This window comes from Halomonas kalidii (genome assembly GCF_030010475.1).
GTDB classification, from domain to species: Bacteria; Pseudomonadota; Gammaproteobacteria; order Pseudomonadales; family Halomonadaceae; genus Halomonas; species Halomonas heilongjiangensis.
Window position 1 is genome coordinate 71591 of the sequence record NZ_JASCQN010000052.1, and the last position, 18316, is coordinate 89906.

Consider the following 18316-nt stretch of genomic DNA (forward strand, 5'->3'; position numbering starts at 1 on the left):
TAGGAGGCGGAGAGAAAGTCAAGCGCTGATGCGTAACCGACATGCACCATGAGCAAGAGGGCAAGTCGGTGGGGGCGGTCCGGGGAGTGGCGTAAGATCGAGGGCAGGGCGGCCATGGAGCCGCCGTGAACTTTTCCCGGCCGCCGTTCGGCGGCCGTCGGCAGCCGAGGTGACGGATGCAGCACGTAGCGCACGACGAAGTCAGGCAGGATTTTCTCAAGCAGCTGGCCGAGCGGCTGGCCAATCGGCTGGACAAGGACAAGGCCCGCGAGGTGGAGTCCTTCGCCCGCTACTTCTATGCCACGGTGCCCTTCGATGACCTCGCCGACCGCCGCCTGGACGACATCTATGGTGCCACCCTGTCGGTGTGGCACTTCATCCAGCAGTTCGATCCCGCCTCGCCCAAGGTACGGGTCTTCAACCCCGACTTCGAGGAGCACGGCTGGCAGTCGACCCACACCTTCGTGGCGGTGCTGCATGAGGACATGCCGTTCCTGGTCGACTCGGTACGCATCGAGCTGAACCGGCGGGGCATCACCGTGCATGCGATCCACAACGCCGTGCTGGCGGTGTCGCGTGACGACAAGGATCATCTCGTACGGGCCGTCTCGCCCCGTGAAGCGGGCGCTCCCGAGTCGCGCGAGTCGTTGATCGCCATCGAGATCGACCGTCATACCGACCCGGCCGTCCTCGCCGATATCCAGGCCAGCCTCCACGAGGTGCTGGTCGATGTGCGCACCGCGGTGGCAGACTTCGAACCGATGCATGATCAGGTCGAGAAGGCGCTCGAGGAGATCCGAGCCGTCCGCCCGCCGTCGATCGACCCCGAGGACCACAGCGAGGCCATCGCCTTCCTCGAGTGGCTGCGGCAGGACAACTTCACCTTCCTCGGCTATGACGCCTACGAGATCGGCAAGCAGGATGGCCGGGAGCGGCTCGACAAGGTCGAGGGCAGTGAACTGGGGGTCTTCCGCCTGGATCAGCCGCGCTACCACGAGCGAATCCGCACCACGATCGGTGTCGACGGCGACCACTATGTGCTGGTCCCGCAACTGCTGTCGTTTGCCAAGAGCGCCCACCACGCCCGGGTGCACCGGCCGACCTATCCCGACTACATCTCCATCGATCGCTACGATGAGGAGGGCCGGGTGATCGGCGAACATCGCTTCCTGGGCCTGTTCACCGCCACGGTCTACAACGAGTCGCCGCGCAACGTGCCGATCCTGCGCCGCAAGCTGAAGTCGGTGATGGAGATCGCCGGCTTCAACCCCAGGGGGCACAACGGCAAGCAGCTGTTGCAGATTCTCGAGGTCTATCCGCGCGACGACCTCTTCCAGATCGACATCGACGAGCTGGTGCAGACGGCGCTGGGCATCCTCGACATCCGCGAGCGACGCCGGGTACGACTGTTCGTGCGCGAGGATCGCTTCGGCAAGTTCTACTCCTGCCTGGTCTTCGTGCCGCGGGACGTCTTCTCCACCGAACTGCGGTTGCGCATCCAGAACCTGCTCTGCGAGGAGCTGGGCGCCACCTTCGGCGACTTCAACACGTATCTGTCGGAGTCGGTGCTGGCGCGTATCCAGTTCATCCTGCGTTTCGAAGGCGATCATCCCGTTGCCTACGACCTCAAGCGGCTGGAGGGCAAGGTTGCCCTGCTCTCCCGCAACTGGCGTGACGACCTCCAGGCCGCCAGCATCGAGGGGTTCGGCGAGGAGCAGGCCAATCTCTTGATGGACCGCTTCCGCGACGCCTTCCCCGCCGGCTATCGCGACGATTTCAGCGCCCGTACCGCGGTCTACGACCTGCACCACATCAGCGAGCTCGACGATGGCATCCCCCTGGCGCTTTCCCTCTATCGCCTGGTCGAGGAGGAGGGCAGCGGGGTCAACCTCAAGCTCTTCCATCGCGACCACCCCATTCCGCTCTCCGATGTGTTGCCGATGATGGAGAACCTGGGCCTGCGGGTGATCGGCGAGCGTCCCTACGGGATCCACGCCACCGACGCCACCTACTGGATCCACGACTTCGACCTGGAGCATCACACCAGCACCGAGGTCAACCTGCAGGAGATGCGCGACCCCTTCATCGAGGCCTTCCAGCGCATCTGGGTCGGCGAGGCGGACAACGATGCCTTCAACCGCCTGATCATCGGGGCCAACCTCGACTGGCGTGAGGTCGCGATGCTGCGCGGCTATGCCCGCTACCTGAAGCAGATCCGCTTCGGCGTCTCCCAGGACTACATGGCGACCACCCTGACCAACCACCCGGAGATCACCCGGGAACTGGTGACGCTGTTCGAGCTGCGCTTCGACCCCGAGGAGCGGCCCGACGACAGCGAGATCGAGGCCTGCCAGCAGCGCATCGTGCGACTGCTCGACGACGTGGCCAGCCTCAACGACGACCAGTTGCTGCGCCGCTACATGGAGCTGATCATGGCGACCCTGCGCACCAACTACTACCAGCAGGGCGCCGACGGTCGCTACAAGGACTACATCGCCTACAAGCTGGACCCGTCCCAGGTCACCGGCATGCCCCGGCCGCGCCCGGCCTTCGAGATCTTCGTCTGTTCACCACGGGTCGAGGGCGTCCATCTGCGCGGGGGCAAGGTGGCCCGCGGCGGGCTGCGCTGGTCCGATCGCCAGGAGGACTTCCGCACCGAGGTCCTCGGCCTGGTCAAGGCCCAGCAGGTGAAGAACGCGGTGATCGTGCCGGTGGGCGCCAAGGGGGGCTTCATCTGCAAGCGGCTGCCCGAGGGAGGCGATCGGGATGCCCTGCAACGCGAAGGCATCGCCTGCTACAAGACCTTCATCCGCGCCCTGCTCGACGTCACCGACAACCTGGTCGGCGGCGAGGTGGTGCCGCCCCGGAACGTGGTGCGCCACGACGACGACGACGCCTACCTGGTGGTGGCCGCCGACAAGGGCACCGCGACCTTCTCCGACATCGCCAACGAGATCTCCGCCGAGTATGGCCACTGGCTGGGCGACGCCTTCGCCTCGGGCGGCGCCAACGGCTATGACCACAAGAAGATGGGCATCACCGCCAAGGGGGCCTGGGAGTCGACCAAGCGCCACTTCCGTGGCCTGGGCCTGGATACCCAGCGTGATGCGTTCACCGTGGTGGGCATCGGCGACATGGGCGGCGACGTCTTCGGCAACGGCATGCTGCTCTCCGAGACGATCCGGCTGGTGGGCGCCTTCAACCACCTGCATATCTTCGTCGACCCGAATCCGGATGCCGCCGCTACCTTCGCCGAGCGCAAGCGGTTGTTCGACCTGCCGCGCTCGAGCTGGGAAGACTTCGATGCCGGCCTGATCTCCGAGGGCGGCGGGGTGTTCCGGCGCAGCGCCAAGTCGATCCCGATCTCGCCGCAGATGAAGGCGGTGTTCGGCATCAAGGAGGACAAGCTGCCCCCCAACGAGCTGATCCGCGCGATGCTCAAGGCCGAGGTCGACCTGCTCTGGAACGGTGGCATCGGCACCTACGTCAAGGGCAGCGACGAGACCGATGCCGAGGTGGGCGACAAGGCCAACGACGCCCTGCGCATCGACGGCCGTGACCTCAACTGCCGTGTGGTCGGCGAGGGCGGCAACCTCGGGCTCACCCAGCATGGCCGCATGGAGGCCGCCGCCAAGGGCGTGCGGGTCAACACCGACTTCATCGACAACGCCGGTGGGGTGAACTGCTCCGACCACGAGGTCAACATCAAGATCCTCATCGACGAGGTGGTCAAGCGCGGCGACATGACCGGCAAGCAGCGCAACCAGCTGCTCGCCGACATGACCGACGAGGTCGCCGAGCTGGTGATCCTCGACAACTATCGCCAGACCCAGGCGCTGGATCTCTCCGAGATCCTCTCGCGTCGGGGCATCGGCCCCTTCCGTCGCTTCATCAGCGAGCTCGAGGCCGCCGGCCAGATCGATCGGGAGCTCGAGTTCCTGCCCTCCGACGAGGAGCTCCAGGAGCGGGCCGCCAACGAGCAGGGCATGCTGCTGCCCGAGCTCTCGGTGCTGATCTCCTATGCCAAGAGCGTGCTCAAGGGCGACCTGATCGCTTCCGAGGTGCCGGACGACCCGACCGTCATGCGGCATGTCGAACGCATCTTCCCGCAGGTGCTGGTCGAGCGCTTCCGCGACGAGATGTACGAACACCGGCTGAAGCGCGAGATCGTGGCCACCCAGGTGGCCAACGACCTGGTCGACCACATGGGCATCGTCTTCATGCGCCGGCTGATCGATTCCACCGGTGCCGATCGTGCCGACATCGCCCGAGCCTATGTCGTTGCTCGGGAAAGCTTCCAGCTGGCGGGTGTGTGGGAGCAGATCGAGGCCCTGGACAACCAGGTGCCGAGCCAGGTGCAGTACGACATGATGCTCGACCTGATGCGTACGCTGCGCCGGGCCACCCGCTGGTTCCTGCGTCAGCGCCTCGGCATGCCCCCCCAGGATGCGATCGCCTATTTCGCCCCGCGCCTGGCCGAGTTGCAGGAGAACATCGGCAAGCGGCTGCGTGGCGAGGAACACGAGGCCTGGGAAGCCCGGCGCAAGGAGCTGGTGGAGGCGGGGGTGCCCGCGGCGCTGGCCGCCACCGTGGCCGCCACGAGCAACCTCTATACCGCGCTCGGCATCATCCAGGCCGCGCGCCAGACCGGCGAGAAGCCCCAGCGGGTGGCCGAGGCGTTCTACGAGATCGGCGATCGCCTGGAGCTGCCGTGGTTGATCCAGAAGATCACCGATCTCCAGGTACGCGACACCTGGCAGGCCAAGGCCCGCGAGACCTTCCGTGACGATGTCGACCGTCAGCAACTGGCGCTGTCGGTGAGCGTGCTCGGCATGGAAGGCGGGCCGCGCAACCCGGTAGAGCGAGTCGACCGGTGGCTGCAGCTTCACGACACCATGCACGGGCGCTGGTGCCGGTTGCTCGAACAGGTGGGCAGCGGTAGTCAGGGAGGCTTCCCGCTCTTTGCGGTCGCGGTGCGCGAGCTGGTCGACCTGGCCGAAAGCAGCCGCGAAACCTGAGGCGAGTCGGCATGGTGTGAGAGACGAACCCCGCTGGCGGGGTTCGTCGTTTCCGGGCGCCCGGGCTGCTATACTCCCGCCCGCTCGCTCGACACCGCCTGGAGATGCCATGTATTCGCTCGCCCGTTCGCTCCTGTTCCGCCTCGATGCCGAAACCGCCCACGGGGTCGCGCTCTCGGGGCTGGACCTGGCCGGCCGGCTGGGGCTTGCCGGGCGACTGGCCGGTCCCCGGGTCGACGACCCGCTGGAGCTGATGGGGCTGCGTTTCCCCAACCGGGTGGGCCTGGCGGCGGGGCTCGACAAGAACGCCGATCACCTCGACGCCCTGGGCGCGCTGGGTTTCGGCTTCGTCGAGGTGGGCACCGTGACGCCGAAACCCCAGGAGGGCAACCCCAGGCCCCGGCTGTTCCGACTGCCGGCGCAGGGAGCCATCATCAACCGCATGGGGTTCAACAATGCGGGGGTGGACCACCTGGTCGAGCGGGTCCGGAAGAGCCGCTATGACGGCGTGATCGGCATCAACATCGGCAAGAACCTGACCACGCCGGTGGAGCGGGCGGTGGACGACTACCTGACCTGCCTGCACAAGGTCCACGCCCATGCCGATTACGTGACGGTGAACGTCTCCTCGCCCAACACGCCGGGGCTGCGCAACCTGCAGTTCGGCGAGCACCTCGACCAACTGCTCGGTGCGTTGCGCGAGACGGGGCGGATGCTCGATCGTGACAGCGGCCGGCGGGTGCCGCTGGCGGTGAAGATCGCCCCGGACATGAGCGCCGAGGAGGTGGCGCTGGTGGCCCGGGCGCTTGCGGCCAATGCCATCGATGCGGTGGTCGCCACCAACACCACCGTATCGCGGGAGGCGGTGGCGGGGCTCGTGCATGGCGACGAGCAGGGGGGGCTCTCCGGTCGGCCGGTCCTCGAGCCGTCGAATGCGGTGGTGCGCGAACTGCGCCGTCACCTGCCGACGATGCCGATCATCGGCGTGGGGGGGATCGACAGCGGCGAGGCCGCCGTGGCCAAGTGCGAGGCCGGGGCCGACCTGGTGCAGCTCTATTCGGGTTTCATCTACCGCGGGCCGCGGCTGGTAGGGGAGTGTGCACGGGCACTGAAGGTCCACGCCGAGCGACACGAGGTCTCATGAATCAAGAAGCCCGTGGCATGGCCACGGGCTCTATCTGCTGGCCGTCGATGACGGCCGGTGAGGAACCTCGAAGGAGGGTAGTGGGTTCACATCACCATGGGGTTCTTGTGTATACCGGAGACACCTGTCATGCCGGACCAATGGTCGCCACGACCTTCACGCCAACCGCTCATCCAGTATTCACGAAGATTGATGTCCTGGCTCGGACAATCATCGCGGGAACGACCTGAGACACCTGCCTTGTAGCCATGAATATAGGCGCGCTGGAAGCGATCACGTTTCTGTCGTTTCATTGGACTACCTCTTGAAAAGGTACCGGATTGGGCCCGTCCTGAAAAAGGCTGAGCCCGCCCGTTTTCGATCCTCGGGGCCATCCCCCACCTGCCGGCCAAAAGTTACCGGCTGTGCGACGGAGGAGACCCGTTGACAGCGAACGCATGCGTTGTTCAGTAGCTACTGACTAATTGATAGCGCAACGGGGTCGACGTTGTCGACCGTTGATTTGTAACATCCCGTTCACTCGGTGGTAATGGCCACGCTCCATCCCCACCATGGACCGATGGACCTTACATGACTGAGACACAAGTGACTGATTCACTGGTATTCCTTGCCACCTGCCCGAAGGGCATCGAGCTCCTGCTGGCCGACGAGCTCGCCGAACTCGGGGGCGAGCCGGGCAAGACCACCGTGGCCGGGGTGCATTTCCGGGCCAGCCTCGAGAGCGCCTACCGGATCTGCCTCTGGTCGCGCCTGGCCAACCGCGTGGTATTGTGCCTGGTGCGCGAGGAGGGAGTCGAGACACCGGAGCAGCTGCGTCATGCCGTCGCGGCGGTGGACTGGCGGGCCCACCTGGGGCCCGGCGGCAGTCTGGCGGTGGATTTCCACGGGCGCTCCGAGGCGATTCGCCACACCCGTTTCGGTGCCCAGACCGTCAAGGACGGGGTGGTGGAGCGGCTGTTCGCCGAGGGGCGCCCGCGGCCCGATGTCGACCTGCGTCACCCCGATCTGCGCCTCTACGCCAACCTGCATCGCGGCCGGCTGACCCTGGGGGTGGACTTCTCCGGCGATAGCCTGCACCGCCGGGGCTATCGTCGCGACGTCGGTCATGCGCCACTCAAGGAGAACCTGGCCGCGGCCTTGCTGGTGCGCGCCGGCTGGCCGGAACAGGCCCGCCAGGGTACGCCGCTGGTCGACCCGCTCTGCGGCGCCGGCACCTTGCTGATCGAGGCGGCGTTGATCGCCGCCGATATCGCCCCCAACCTGGCGCGGGAACGCTTCGGCTTCCACGGCTGGGCCGGCCATGATGAGCGGCTGTGGCGGGAGCTGCGCCGCGAGGCCGAGGCCCGGGCGAGCATCGGGCGCAAGCGCTGTCGATCACGGCTGTTCGGCTTCGACGAGAGCCCACCGGCCTTGGCTGCGGCCAGGGCCAACGCCATGCGCGCCGGTATTCCTGCGCTCATCGAGTTCCATGGCGCCTCGCTGGACCGGCTCGAGCGCCCCGTGGGGGTGTCGGACGAGGCTCGGGGCCTGCTGATCACCAACCCGCCCTATGGCGAGCGCCTGGGCGAGCTGCCCGAACTGGTGACGCTCTACGGTCAGCTCGGCGAACGGGCGCGGGCGGTCTTTCCCGGCTGGCAGCTGGCGGTCTTCACCGCCAACCCCGACCTGGGCCACCGCATCGGCCTGCGTGCCCACAAGCACTACTCGCTGAAGAACGGTCCGCTGGATGCCCGGCTGCTGCTGATGGCGATTCCCGAGGCCGACGAAGGCCAGGCCGGGACAGAGCCGGTGCCTCGGCCCCGGCTCTCGAAGGGGGCGCAGATGTTCGCCAATCGCCTGGAGAAGAACCGCAAGCGGCTGCGCAAATGGCTCAAGCAGTCCGGCGAGAGCTGTTATCGACTCTATGACGCCGACATGCCGGAGTACGCTCTGGCGATCGATGTCTATGGCACGCGGGTGCATGTCCAGGAGTACGCGCCGCCCAAGACCATCGACGCCGACCAGGCCCAGAGGCGCCTCTTCGATGCCCTCACGGTGCTGCCCGAGGTGCTCGGCGCGGACCCGGCGGCGATCGTGGTCAAGCGCCGCGAGCGCCAGAGCGGGAAGGGCCAGTACCAGAAGCAGGCCGCCAGCGGCGAGCGCTTCGAAGTGCGCGAGGGCCGGGCACGGCTGTGGGTCAACCTGCGTGACTACCTCGACACCGGCCTGTTCCTCGACCACCGCCCGGTGCGGCGGATGCTGGGCGAGATGGCCGCCGGCAAGCGCTTCCTCAACCTGTTCTGCTATACCGGCACTGCCACGGTGCAGGCGGCACTGGGGGCGCAGAGCGAGGGCACCGAGGCGGCGGGTGGGGCCAGCGACAGCGTCAGCGTCGATCTCTCCAACACCTATCTGGAGTGGGCGCGGGATAACTTCGCCCTCAACGGCCTCGACCCTAGCCGCCACCGGGTGGTGCGCGACGACTGCCTGCGCTGGCTGGAGACCGCCCAGGCGCAGTTCGACTTGATCTTCCTGGACCCGCCGACCTTCTCCAACTCCAAGAGGATGGAGGCCACCCTGGACGTGCAGCGCGACCATGGCCGCCTGGTACGCCTGGCCATGGCTCGCCTGGCGCCGGGTGGCACCCTGGTGTTCTCCAACAACCAGCGCCGCTTCCAGTTGGATGCCGACCTCGCCGAGTTCTATGCGGTGGAGGATATCTCGAAGCGGACCTTCGATCCGGATTTCCAGAGACGCCCCGCGTTGCACCACTGTTTCCTGATCCGCCACCGGGAGGCGTCATGAGACCTTCGACCCGCTCTCTATCCGGCCAGAGACGCCCCGCGTTGCACCACTGTTTCCTGATTCGCCACCGGGAGGCGTCATGATGCGCCTGACGCTCTATACCACGCTCGGTTGCCATCTCTGCGAGCAGCTCGAGGCGCAGTTGGTTCACCTGGCCAACGAAGTGCCGGTGCTCGACCGGGTCGAGATCGCCGATGACGATGCCCTGCTGGAACGCTACGGGGTGCGTATCCCGGTACTGGTGGACGCGGCCGGTGAGGCGCTCAACCGGGGCTTCGAGGCGCCACGGCTGGCGGCCTGGCTGGCCGCGCGGGGCTGGCTGGATGAGGCCGCCTGGCAGCAACTGCAGCGGGAGCTGGCGGGTGAGCCGTCGCGCCCGGCCCGGGGCGCGGTGATACGCGGCGGCCGGCGCTACCTGGGTTGAGTACCTCGGAACGAGGGCTCAGGCGTTGTCGAGCAACGAGAGCTGCCTGACCGCTGCCTGTCCCTCGGCGGACTCGGCCTCTACCTCCAGCACCTTGTGGAAGCCGCGGGAGGCCTGGATGGTGGCTTCGTCGCCGAGCCACATCATCGCCTGGGCGTGGTCGTCGGCCAGGCGGTGCTTGAGCCCCCCGAACTGGGTGCCGATCTGGCCCCAGGCGCGGCTGAAGATCCAGTCGCCGAACATGTCCTGATGGACATGTACCAGCACATAGTCATGGTCGGTTTCCCAGCGAACGATCATTGAAGCTCCCGCAGTGCTCTGTGCCGGGCTTGGCGGCAGAGTGGTATGGTGTGGCGTATTGTAATTCCTTGCCGGAGCCGAACAAGCCGCCATGAAGATTCTTGTCGATGCCAATGTGCCCGCCGCAGACACCTGTTTCGGCGGGCTTGGCGAGGTGGTCCGGTTGCCGGGTCGCGAGATCGATGCCGGGGCCGTGCGCGATGCCGATGCCCTGGTGGTGCGCTCGATCACCCGGGTCGACGAGGCGCTGCTCCAGGAGGCCTCGCGGCTGCGTTTCGTCGGTACCTGCACCATCGGCACCGACCATGTCGACCAGTCTGCCCTGGCGCGCCACGGCATCGCCTTCGCCAGTGCCCCCGGCTGCAACGCCGAGGCGGTGGTCGACTACGTTCTCGGCAGCCTGCTGACCCTGGCCGAGCGCCAGGGCTGGCGGCTGGCCGACCGCCGGGTCGGCGTCGTCGGGGCCGGCAACGTCGGTGGAAGGCTGCTCGGGCGGCTCGAGGCCCTGGGCATCGACTGCCTGGCCTGCGATCCGCCCCGGGCGGAGCGGGAGGGGCCCCAGGGTTTCGTCGAACTGGCGGCATTGATCGATGCCTGTGATGTGGTCTGTCTGCACACTCCTCTGGTCACCGGGGGGGGGCATGCCACCCACCACCTGCTCGATGCCGAACGGATCGCCGAACTGGCGCCGGGAACGGTGGTGCTCAATGCCGGCCGCGGCGGCTGCATCGACGGCCAGGCGCTGCGCCAGCGGTTGGCCGGGCAGGGCGATATCACCGCGGTGCTCGATGTCTGGGAGCATGAACCCGGCATCGATGCGACGCTGCATGACCTGGCGGCGCTCGCCACGCCGCACATCGCCGGCCACAGCCTCGACGGCAAGCTGCGTGGTACCCACCAGGTCTACCGGGAACTGTCCCGGCATCTCGGGCTGCCGGCACGCGTGACGCTCGGCGACCTGCTGCCGTCACCGCCGGTATCGCGCCTGGTGCTGCAAGGGGGACTGGAGGCCGAGGAGGCACTGCGGCTGTGTGCCCGGGCCGTCCACGACGTACGCCGCGACCACGACAGCCTGCTGCGCGAGTCGCGCCGCCAGGGCATGGCCAGGGGCTTCGATGCTTGCCGTGCCCGCTACCCGCTGCGCCGCGAATTCGCGACCCTGGAAGTCGAGCTGCGACAGGAGGCCCGGCGGCTGTCTCCCCTGCTGGAAGGTGCCGGCTTCATCGCCCGCGAGCACGGTGACCTGCCGGTCTGAGGGACAGGGAGACCGAGGTGGTCAGTCGCCGTCGGCCCCGGCAAGTTGCCGGGATCCGAGGGCGCGGGCGGTGGCATGCTCGAGGCGTTCGAGTCGGGTGACGGTTTCACCGAGGGAGGCAAAGTCGGCATGCCCGGCGTCCCGCTCGAGCCTGGCGGCTGCCCGGGCGAGGGCCTCGCAGCCCAGCGAGGCGGCGGCGCCCTTCAGGGAGTGAGCCGCTTCGAAGAGCGCGCGGCGATCCCGCTCGGCGATTCCCCTGGCCATGCATTGCCGTTGTTCGGGCAGCAGGGCCAGGAACCGGGCGTTGAGCTTGCCGGTGGCCTGACTGCCAAGTGAGTCCGTCAGTTCCTCGAGCACCTGTTGGTCCAGCAGTGGCTCACCGTCTGCGGTGGCGTCGGCCGGCGCATGGGCCGTATGGTCCGCTTGGCCGCCGACTGCCTCGTCACCGGGTGGCGATGAGGGCAAGGGGCCGGCACCGGATGAGGCATTCAGGTAGTGGGCCAGTACCCGGTAGAGGTCGTGGCGGGTGAAGGGTTTGCAGATCACCTCATCCATGCCGGCGTCCATGCAGCGTTGCCTGTCGACGGGCATCACGTTCGCCGTTATGGCGACGATGGGCAGGCGTGTCGCCGAGAGGTGGCTCTCCCGCTCGCGCCAGCACCGGGTGGTAGTCACGCCGTCCATTACCGGCATCTGCATGTCCATGAAGACCAGGTCGACGTCCTGTCGTGACAGCATGGCCAGGGCCTGCTCGCCATTTTCCGCCAACACGACGCTCTGTCCCAGGCTCTCGAGCATGGCGCAGACGATGTCGCGATTGATGGCCTGATCCTCGACCACGAGCACGCGTCCGCGGGGCAGCGGTGGCAGCTCCCTAACGGCACAGGTGGCAAGGCTCGAGACCAGGGGCGGGGCATCGGCAGCGGGAAGGGGGACTTCGAACCAGAAGTGGCTGCCACGTTGCGGATGGCTCTCGACCCCGATGCGGCCCTTCATGGCCGCCACCAGCCGATCACAGATGGCCAGCCCCAGGCCGGAGCCTCCATGGCGGCGTGCGATGGAGCTGTCGACCTGGGAGAACGGCTTGAACAGTGCCTCCTGGCGATCTTCCGGGATACCGCAGCCGGAGTCATCCACCGAAAAGCGTATGCCATTCGCATCGGCGAGTGCCACCGTCAGGCTGACGCTGCCTTGATCGGTGAACTTGAAGGCATTGTTCAGCAGGTTCATCAAGATCTGGCGCAGGCGGTTGATGTCGCCTTCGAGGCAGGCGGGCACCTCGTCCTCCACCCGGCAGCGGAAGCGGATGGCGCGCTTCTCGCTGCGCAGCCGGTAGCCGCGACAGAGCTGTTCGATGAAGGCGCGAATGTCGAAGGGCTCGGTCTCCAGGTCGAGGGAACCGGCTTCGAACTTCGTGTAGTCGATCACGTCGTTGATGACGGCCTGCAGGCTCAGGACACTATCGTTGAGCGACGCAATGAGCGCCCGTCCGCGTTCGCTCTGCGGCTCATCGGTCAGCAGGTCGGCGACGCCCGCCACGCCGTTGAGCGGCGTACGGATTTCATGGCTCATCACCGCCATGAACTCCGATTTCGCCTGGCTGGCCTGCTCGGCCCGGCTCGCCGTGTCGTCGAGCTCGCGGGCCTGGTTCTCCAGCATGCGCGTCTTGTGGGCATGCTCGCGGCCCTCCCGGATCAGCGAGACCACCAGCACGATGCCGGAGAGCATCAGCAGCACGGTCAGGGTGAGCATCACGCCGTAGAGCTTCAGCAGGCCGTTGCGTTCGGCGGTACGCAGCCTGCCGGCATAGGTGTTGGTATCGAGCAGCAGAGCCGAGGTGATCTGCTGGAGTTCGACGAGTCGTGCGTCTATCCGCTGGCGCTGCTGGCGGTCGAGTGGCTGTTCTCCGGCGGTGATGGCCGCGAGGAGGGGGGCCAGGGCCCGGATATGTTCGTTGGCGTCTCGCAGGCCTTCGGTCAGGGAGGTGCCGGCTATCGCTTGACGAAGCTCGCCCTGGCCGAAGAGGGTGACGCGGCTGACGAGAATCTCGTAGCGAAGCTGCAGGTCCTCGAGCCGCTCGTCGGAGATGTCGCTCAGGGCCAGCCTCAGATCGCGCACCTCCCGGTCGAACTGGTAGGTCGCCCAGGTCAGGTTCCCGAGCATCTTGTTCTCGATTTGCTGCTGCCGCTGGTGGACGGCCCCGGCCGTGACCAGGGCGGAGAGAAACAACAGGATGGCGGCAAAGGTCGCGATCCTGTATCGCAGCATGCTGGCGGGCAGGAGTCGGCTCATGGGGATCAGTCGAGCCGTACGTCGATGCGGTTGACCTGCCATACCGAGCGGGCCATGACCCCTTCGGAGAGCAGGTCGGGGTGTTCGTCGAAGGGGTAGATGACGAACAGCGGTCCCTGGTCCCTGACCCTGAGCGGCTCCCCGTTCATGAACATGGCCAGGATGACGTCATGCTCCATCAGGTCCTGCACCGGGACGCTGGCGGCGTAGTCGTTCAGCGCCCTGATCCGCAACATCTCGCCCTCTGCCCCCACGGCGTCGAGCAGCGCGCGGCCGAGGGGCCCGGAGAAGGTGACGGTCTCGTCGTGCCAGGGGGTGTGGGTGATGGTGACGCGCTGGGGCAGGGCCAGCAGCATTTCACGGTCGAAGTGGGCTTCATCGCCGGCGTTGGTGTGCGCGATGTGGCCGGTCACGGTCAGCAGGACCGGCCCCTGGGGGGCTTCCAGGGCCACTGCCGGGCCGGCTGCGAACCAGGGCAGTAGCGAGACGATCAAGAGGAACTGGCGCATTGTGTCGTCCATGGCAAGGGAAACTGAGACACCTAGTATAAGGTGGCTCACGCACCTGGGCGTCAACGTTCGTCGTGCGATAGGCCGGAAATGATCGGGCCCGCCGGATTGGCGGGCCCGATGCATCATCGAGGGCGGGCGTCACTGCCGATAGGCGGCTTCCTTCAGCGCCCGGATGCGATCATCCAGGGGGGGGTGGCTGGCGAAGAGCCGCTCCATGATCTTGCGCGTCTGGCCGGTGGTGATGGCGAAGGCCGTCAGGGTGTCCGGCATCTGGTCGGGCATCTCGGTCTCGGCCTTGAGGCGCGCCAGGGCGTTGATCATGGCCCCCGAGCCGGCGAGCTGCGCGCCGGCGGCGTCGGCGCGGTATTCGCGGAAGCGCGAGAACCAGGCGACGATGGCCGAGGCGATGATGCCGAAGACGATCTCGGCGACGATCACCACCGCGAAGTAGCCCATGAAGCCGAGCCCGCCGGCACCATCGCTGCGGCTGCGCAGGAAGTTGTCGACCAGGTGAGCGACCACCCGCGCGAAGAACATCACGAAGGTGTTCACCACGCCCTGGATCAGCGCCAGGGTAACCATGTCGCCGTTGGCCACGTGGCCGATCTCGTGGGCCAGCACCGCGCGCACCTCTTCCGGGCGCATGCGGTTGAGCAGGCCGGCCGAGACCGCCACCAGGGCGTCGTCCTTGTTCCAGCCGGTGGCGAAGGCGTTGGACTGCTGGGCGGGGAAGATGCCCACCTCGGGGGTCTTGATGCCGGCGTCGCGGGCGAGCTCCGCCACGGTGTCGAGCAGCCACTTCTCGGTGGCATTGGAGGGCGTCTCGATCACCACGGTGCCGGTGCCGCGCTTGGCCATCCACTTGGAGATGAACAGCGAGACCATGGAGCCGGCCATGCCGAAGACAAAGCAGAAGATCAGCAGGGCATTGAAGTTCAGGCCCTGGCCGCGCAGGTAGCCCTCGACTCCCAGCAGGCGCAGGGTGATGCTGGCGACGAGTATCACCGCCAGGTTGGTGCCCAGGAAGAGCAGGATTCTCATCATGTTGCCGGTTCTCCAGTCATCATCGTCAGGGGGCGACACCCAGCTCGCGGCGTCCAGAAGCTGTTGCTTAGATACGGTCTCACCCGCCGGGTTTCAAGCGCGGCGCTCACTGCCGGTAGCGCGACAGGAAACGGGCGAAGCGGTCCAGGGCATCCTCGAGCTGGTCGGCCCAGGGCAGGGTGACGATGCGCACATGGTCGGGGTCCGGCCAGTTGAAGGCGGTGCCCTGGACCAGCAGGATCTTCTCCTGCAGCAGCAGGTCGAGCACCAGTTGCTGGTCGTCGCGGATGTTGAACACCTTGGGGTCGAGGCGAGGGAAGGCGTAGAGCGCGCCCTTCGGCTTGACGCAGGAGACCCCGGGGATGGCGTTGAGCTTCTCGAAGGTAATGTCGCGCTGGGCCAGCAGGCGCCCGCCGGGCAGGATCAGGTCGTTGACCGACTGGTAGCCGCCGAGCGCCGTCTGGATGGCGTGCTGGGCCGGTACGTTGGCGCACAGGCGCATCGAGGCGAGCATGGTCAGCCCCTGGATGAAGTCGGCGGCGCGCTGCTTGGCGATATGCCCCGAGAGGATCATCCAGCCGGAGCGGAAGCCGGCGCAGCGGTAGCTCTTGGAGAGCCCGTTCATGGTCACCACCAACTGGTCCTCCGTGGCCAGCGCCCCGGTGGAGACGTGCTCGACGTCATCGTAGAGGATCTTGTCGTAGATCTCGTCGGAGAACACCACCAGGTCGTGCTGGCGGGCGATGTCCAGCAGCTCGCGCACCACCTCCGGCGGATAGACCGCGCCGGTGGGGTTGTTGGGGTTGATGATCACGATGGCCCGGGTGTGGGCGGTCACCTTGGCGCGGATGTCGGCGAGGTCGGGTGCCCAGTCGGCCTGCTCGTCGCACAGGTAGTGCACCGCGTGGCCCCCCGAGAGGTTGGCGGCGGCGGTCCACAGCGGGTAGTCGGGGGCCGGGATCAGCACCTCGTCGCCGTCGTTGAGCAGCGCCTGCATGGCCATCACGATCAGCTCGGAGACGCCGTTGCCGATGTAGATGTCCTCGATGCCGACGTTGGGTATGTTCTTGCGCTGACACTCCTGCATGATCGCCTTGCGCGCCGAGTAGAGCCCCTTGGAGTCGCAGTAGCCCTGGGCGGTGGGCAGGTTGCGCATCACGTCCTGGAGGATCTCCTCCGGGGCCTCGAAGCCGAACGGGGCGGGGTTGCCGATGTTCAGCTTGAGGATGCGCTGGCCTTCCTCTTCCAGGCGCTTGGCGTGGTCGAGCACCGGGCCGCGGATGTCGTAGCAGACGTTATGCAGCTTGTGCGATTTCCGGATCGGGGAGGTGTCCATGTCTTCCAGTGTCCATGCAGGCAATGGCGGGTACGAGCGTGTGATTATGCGGTGTCGCCGGTGGCGGCGTCACCCTCGGCGGAAGCCGGCTCAGGCTCAGGCTCAGTTATGGGCTCGGGCGGGATGTCCGCCGGGGTCTCCAGGGTCAGCCGGCCGAGCTTGCCATCGCGCAGCTCGTGCAGCAGCACCTCGGCGCCGCGGTGCAGGTCGACCTCGCCGCCGGGGCGCAGGCCGCCGCGCCGGGCGGCGATTTCGGCCAGTATCGCATGGCCGTCGAAGCCGGCCAGCGCCAGCAGGTCGACGCGCGCCGGGCCGTCGGCCTCGACCCGCTCGGCCTCGGGGTTGGGCGTATAGGCCGGCAGCGCCTTGAGCTTGTAGCGCGCCTTGAGTGCCTCGGGATAGCGCCGCGCGAGTTCGGCGGCGGTGACCACGGCCACATCCACGTAGTCGATGGCGGTGTCACGGATGGCGCCGCTGGCGGCCAGGCGGTAGGCGCTGGCCTGGTCCTCGATCTTCGGCCACAGCACCCCGGGGGTATCGATCAGCGCCACCCGGCCGGCGATGCGCACCTTCTGCTGGCGCTTGGTCACCGCCGGCTCGTTGCCGGTCTTGGCGATGGAGCGCCCGGCCAGGCCGTTGATCAGGGTCGACTTGCCGACATTGGGGATGCCCATGACCATCACCCGCACGTCACGATCGACGCGCACCTGCCCCGCCAGTTCGTGGCACAGCCGGGGGATACGCTTGAGCTCACGGGCGTTGGTGGTGGTCACGGGCAGGGCCCGGGTGTCGGCCTGGGCATCGAAGTGGGCGGTCCACTCGCGGGTGCGCTCGGGGTCGGCCAGGTCGGCGCGGGAGAGCACCTTCAGCACCGGCTTGTGGCGGGTCAGCTCGGCGAGCATGGGGTTGGCGCTGGAGTAGGGCAGCCGGGCGTCGAGTACCTCGACCACCACGTCGATCTCCGGCAGCGCCTCGGTGATCTGCCGGCGCGCCTTGTTCATGTGTCCCGGGTACCAGCCGAGCATCGGAGCCACTCCTGCGAGCCTGAAAATGAAAAGGGCGACCATCATACCAGACGGTCGCCCGTTTCAGGTCAGGTCAGTCGCCTACTCGCCGGCATGGAACTGGATCGCCACCGAGTTGATGCAGTAGCGCAGTCCGGTGGTCTCGGCCGGGCCGTCGGGGAAGACATGGCCCAGGTGGGCGTTGCAGCGGGCGCAGGTCACCTCGGTGCGCTGCATGCCCTGGGAGGTGTCGGGGTGCTCCTCGACGCAGCCCGAGACCAGGGGGCGGTCGAAGCTGGGCCAGCCGCAGCCGGCATCGAACTTGTGCTCGTTCTCGAATAGCGGGGCGTGGCAGCAGACGCAGTGATAGATGCCGTGCTCGTCGGTGACCCGGTAGTCACCGCTGAAGGGGCGCTCGGTACCTTTCTCGCGGGTCACGTGGTACTGCTCGGGGGTCAGCTGTTCGCGCCACTCGGCGTCACTCTTTTCGATCTTCCTTCGCATGGCGTCTCTCCTGGTCTGGCCTGGTCAGGGGCAGCATCGGCCACCGGGCCGATGCTTACATTGTGGCACCATCTACCCACCCCCATGCCAGGGGTTTTCCGTCTTCGGTCACGCCCGTTCAACGACGGCTGGAACCAGGCTTGACAGCTTTCAGGGTGCTCAGTAACATACGCGCCACCTCGACGAGCCGAGACATGTGTCCCATTCGTCTAGTGGTCCAGGACACCGCCCTTTCACGGCGGGAACAGGGGTTCGAACCCCCTATGGGACGCCACTCGACTCATCAGGTGCCGGAGTGCGGGAATAGCTCAGTGGTAGAGCATCGCCTTGCCAAGGCGAGGGTCGCGAGTTCGAATCTCGTTTCCCGCTCCAAGCTTTATATAGAAAGCTGATGCGTCCCATTCGTCTAGTGGTCCAGGACACCGCCCTTTCACGGCGGGAACAGGGGTTCGAACCCCCTATGGGACGCCACTTCCGGTGATCGCCCAGGCGATCGAACCTTGCGGGATCTGCGGGAATAGCTCAGTGGTAGAGCATCGCCTTGCCAAGGCGAGGGTCGCGAGTTCGAATCTCGTTTCCCGCTCCAGTTTCGGTACTTCCACCACGGTGGAGGGGTAGGAAAGCGAGGGTCGCGAGCCGGTGCGCCGGTCCGGCTGATAGCAGCCCCATCGATCTCGTTTCCCGCTCCAAACAGCACCA

At 67.0% G+C, this 18316-nt stretch carries 13 protein-coding genes and 4 tRNA genes; 9 read left to right on the forward strand and 8 right to left on the reverse strand.

The window, feature by feature from the left end:
• The first annotated feature begins 176 nt into the window (after positions 1-176).
• Both QLQ85_RS19600 and QLQ85_RS19605 read left to right on the forward strand, forming a co-directional pair.
• Complete coding sequence (locus QLQ85_RS19600; RefSeq protein ID WP_282740533.1) at positions 177-5018, forward strand: NAD-glutamate dehydrogenase; 4842 nt, start codon at positions 177-179, stop codon at positions 5016-5018.
• A gap of 109 nt (positions 5019-5127) precedes the next feature.
• Positions 5128-6162 (forward strand): quinone-dependent dihydroorotate dehydrogenase, encoded by a 1035-nt coding sequence (locus tag QLQ85_RS19605; RefSeq protein ID WP_282740534.1) that lies wholly within the window; start codon positions 5128-5130, stop codon positions 6160-6162.
• 86 nt (positions 6163-6248) lie between these two features.
• Here the strand turns inward: QLQ85_RS19605 and rmf are convergent, their stop codons facing one another.
• Positions 6249-6455 carry a ribosome modulation factor gene (gene rmf / locus QLQ85_RS19610; protein ID WP_102627532.1) on the reverse strand — a complete coding sequence of 69 codons (207 nt, stop codon included), beginning with the start codon at positions 6453-6455 and terminating at the stop codon, positions 6249-6251.
• A 277-nt stretch (positions 6456-6732) separates the two neighbouring features.
• On the opposite strand from rmf, the gene rlmKL reads away from it, so the two are divergent.
• Entirely contained in the window at positions 6733-8946 is a 2214-nt protein-coding gene (gene rlmKL, locus QLQ85_RS19615; RefSeq protein ID WP_282740535.1) for a bifunctional 23S rRNA (guanine(2069)-N(7))-methyltransferase RlmK/23S rRNA (guanine(2445)-N(2))-methyltransferase RlmL, read from the forward strand.
• Positions 8947-9025: 79 nt separating this feature from the next.
• A complete protein-coding gene (locus QLQ85_RS19620; RefSeq protein ID WP_282740536.1) occupies positions 9026-9370 on the forward strand; it encodes a glutaredoxin family protein in 345 nt (114 codons plus the stop codon).
• An 18-nt stretch (positions 9371-9388) separates the two neighbouring features.
• Here QLQ85_RS19620 and QLQ85_RS19625 read toward each other — a convergent pair whose 3' ends face one another.
• Positions 9389-9670 carry a hypothetical protein gene (locus QLQ85_RS19625; protein WP_282721440.1) on the reverse strand — a complete coding sequence of 94 codons (282 nt, stop codon included), beginning with the start codon at positions 9668-9670 and terminating at the stop codon, positions 9389-9391.
• A 91-nt stretch (positions 9671-9761) separates the two neighbouring features.
• Here QLQ85_RS19625 and pdxB point away from each other — a divergent pair, with 91 nt between their 5' ends.
• On the forward strand, positions 9762-10925 hold the full coding sequence (pdxB, locus tag QLQ85_RS19630) for a 4-phosphoerythronate dehydrogenase PdxB (RefSeq protein WP_282740537.1): 1164 nt from the start codon (positions 9762-9764) through the stop codon (positions 10923-10925).
• 21 nt (positions 10926-10946) lie between these two features.
• Here the strand turns inward: pdxB and QLQ85_RS19635 are convergent, their stop codons facing one another.
• From QLQ85_RS19635 to msrB, 6 genes are all read right to left on the reverse strand, one after another.
• Positions 10947-13217, reverse strand: a complete 2271-nt coding sequence (locus QLQ85_RS19635) for an ATP-binding protein (RefSeq protein ID WP_282740538.1) — start codon at positions 13215-13217, stop codon at positions 10947-10949.
• Positions 13218-13222: 5 nt separating this feature from the next.
• Positions 13223-13726 carry a molybdopterin-dependent oxidoreductase gene (locus QLQ85_RS19640; RefSeq protein ID WP_282740540.1) on the reverse strand — a complete coding sequence of 168 codons (504 nt, stop codon included), beginning with the start codon at positions 13724-13726 and terminating at the stop codon, positions 13223-13225.
• A 141-nt stretch (positions 13727-13867) separates the two neighbouring features.
• Entirely contained in the window at positions 13868-14773 is a 906-nt protein-coding gene (gene htpX, locus QLQ85_RS19645; RefSeq protein WP_282740541.1) for a protease HtpX, read from the reverse strand.
• A gap of 106 nt (positions 14774-14879) precedes the next feature.
• Positions 14880-16109 carry a pyridoxal phosphate-dependent aminotransferase gene (locus QLQ85_RS19650; RefSeq protein WP_282740542.1) on the reverse strand — a complete coding sequence of 410 codons (1230 nt, stop codon included), beginning with the start codon at positions 16107-16109 and terminating at the stop codon, positions 14880-14882.
• Positions 16110-16153: 44 nt separating this feature from the next.
• Positions 16154-17134 (reverse strand): ribosome biogenesis GTPase YlqF, encoded by a 981-nt coding sequence (ylqF, locus tag QLQ85_RS19655; protein ID WP_282740543.1) that lies wholly within the window; start codon positions 17132-17134, stop codon positions 16154-16156.
• A gap of 81 nt (positions 17135-17215) precedes the next feature.
• Positions 17216-17617, reverse strand: a complete 402-nt coding sequence (msrB, locus tag QLQ85_RS19660) for a peptide-methionine (R)-S-oxide reductase MsrB (protein WP_282721447.1) — start codon at positions 17615-17617, stop codon at positions 17216-17218.
• A 198-nt stretch (positions 17618-17815) separates the two neighbouring features.
• On the opposite strand from msrB, the gene QLQ85_RS19665 reads away from it, so the two are divergent.
• The 4 genes from QLQ85_RS19665 (at position 17816) to QLQ85_RS19680 (ending at position 18203) form a co-directional block, all read left to right on the forward strand.
• Positions 17816-17891: transfer RNA gene (locus tag QLQ85_RS19665), tRNA-Glu, on the forward strand.
• A gap of 23 nt (positions 17892-17914) precedes the next feature.
• Positions 17915-17989 (forward strand) — tRNA-Gly (locus QLQ85_RS19670).
• 23 nt (positions 17990-18012) lie between these two features.
• Positions 18013-18088 (forward strand) — tRNA-Glu (locus QLQ85_RS19675).
• A gap of 40 nt (positions 18089-18128) precedes the next feature.
• A tRNA-Gly gene (locus QLQ85_RS19680) sits at positions 18129-18203 on the forward strand.
• Positions 18204-18316 lie beyond the last annotated feature (113 nt).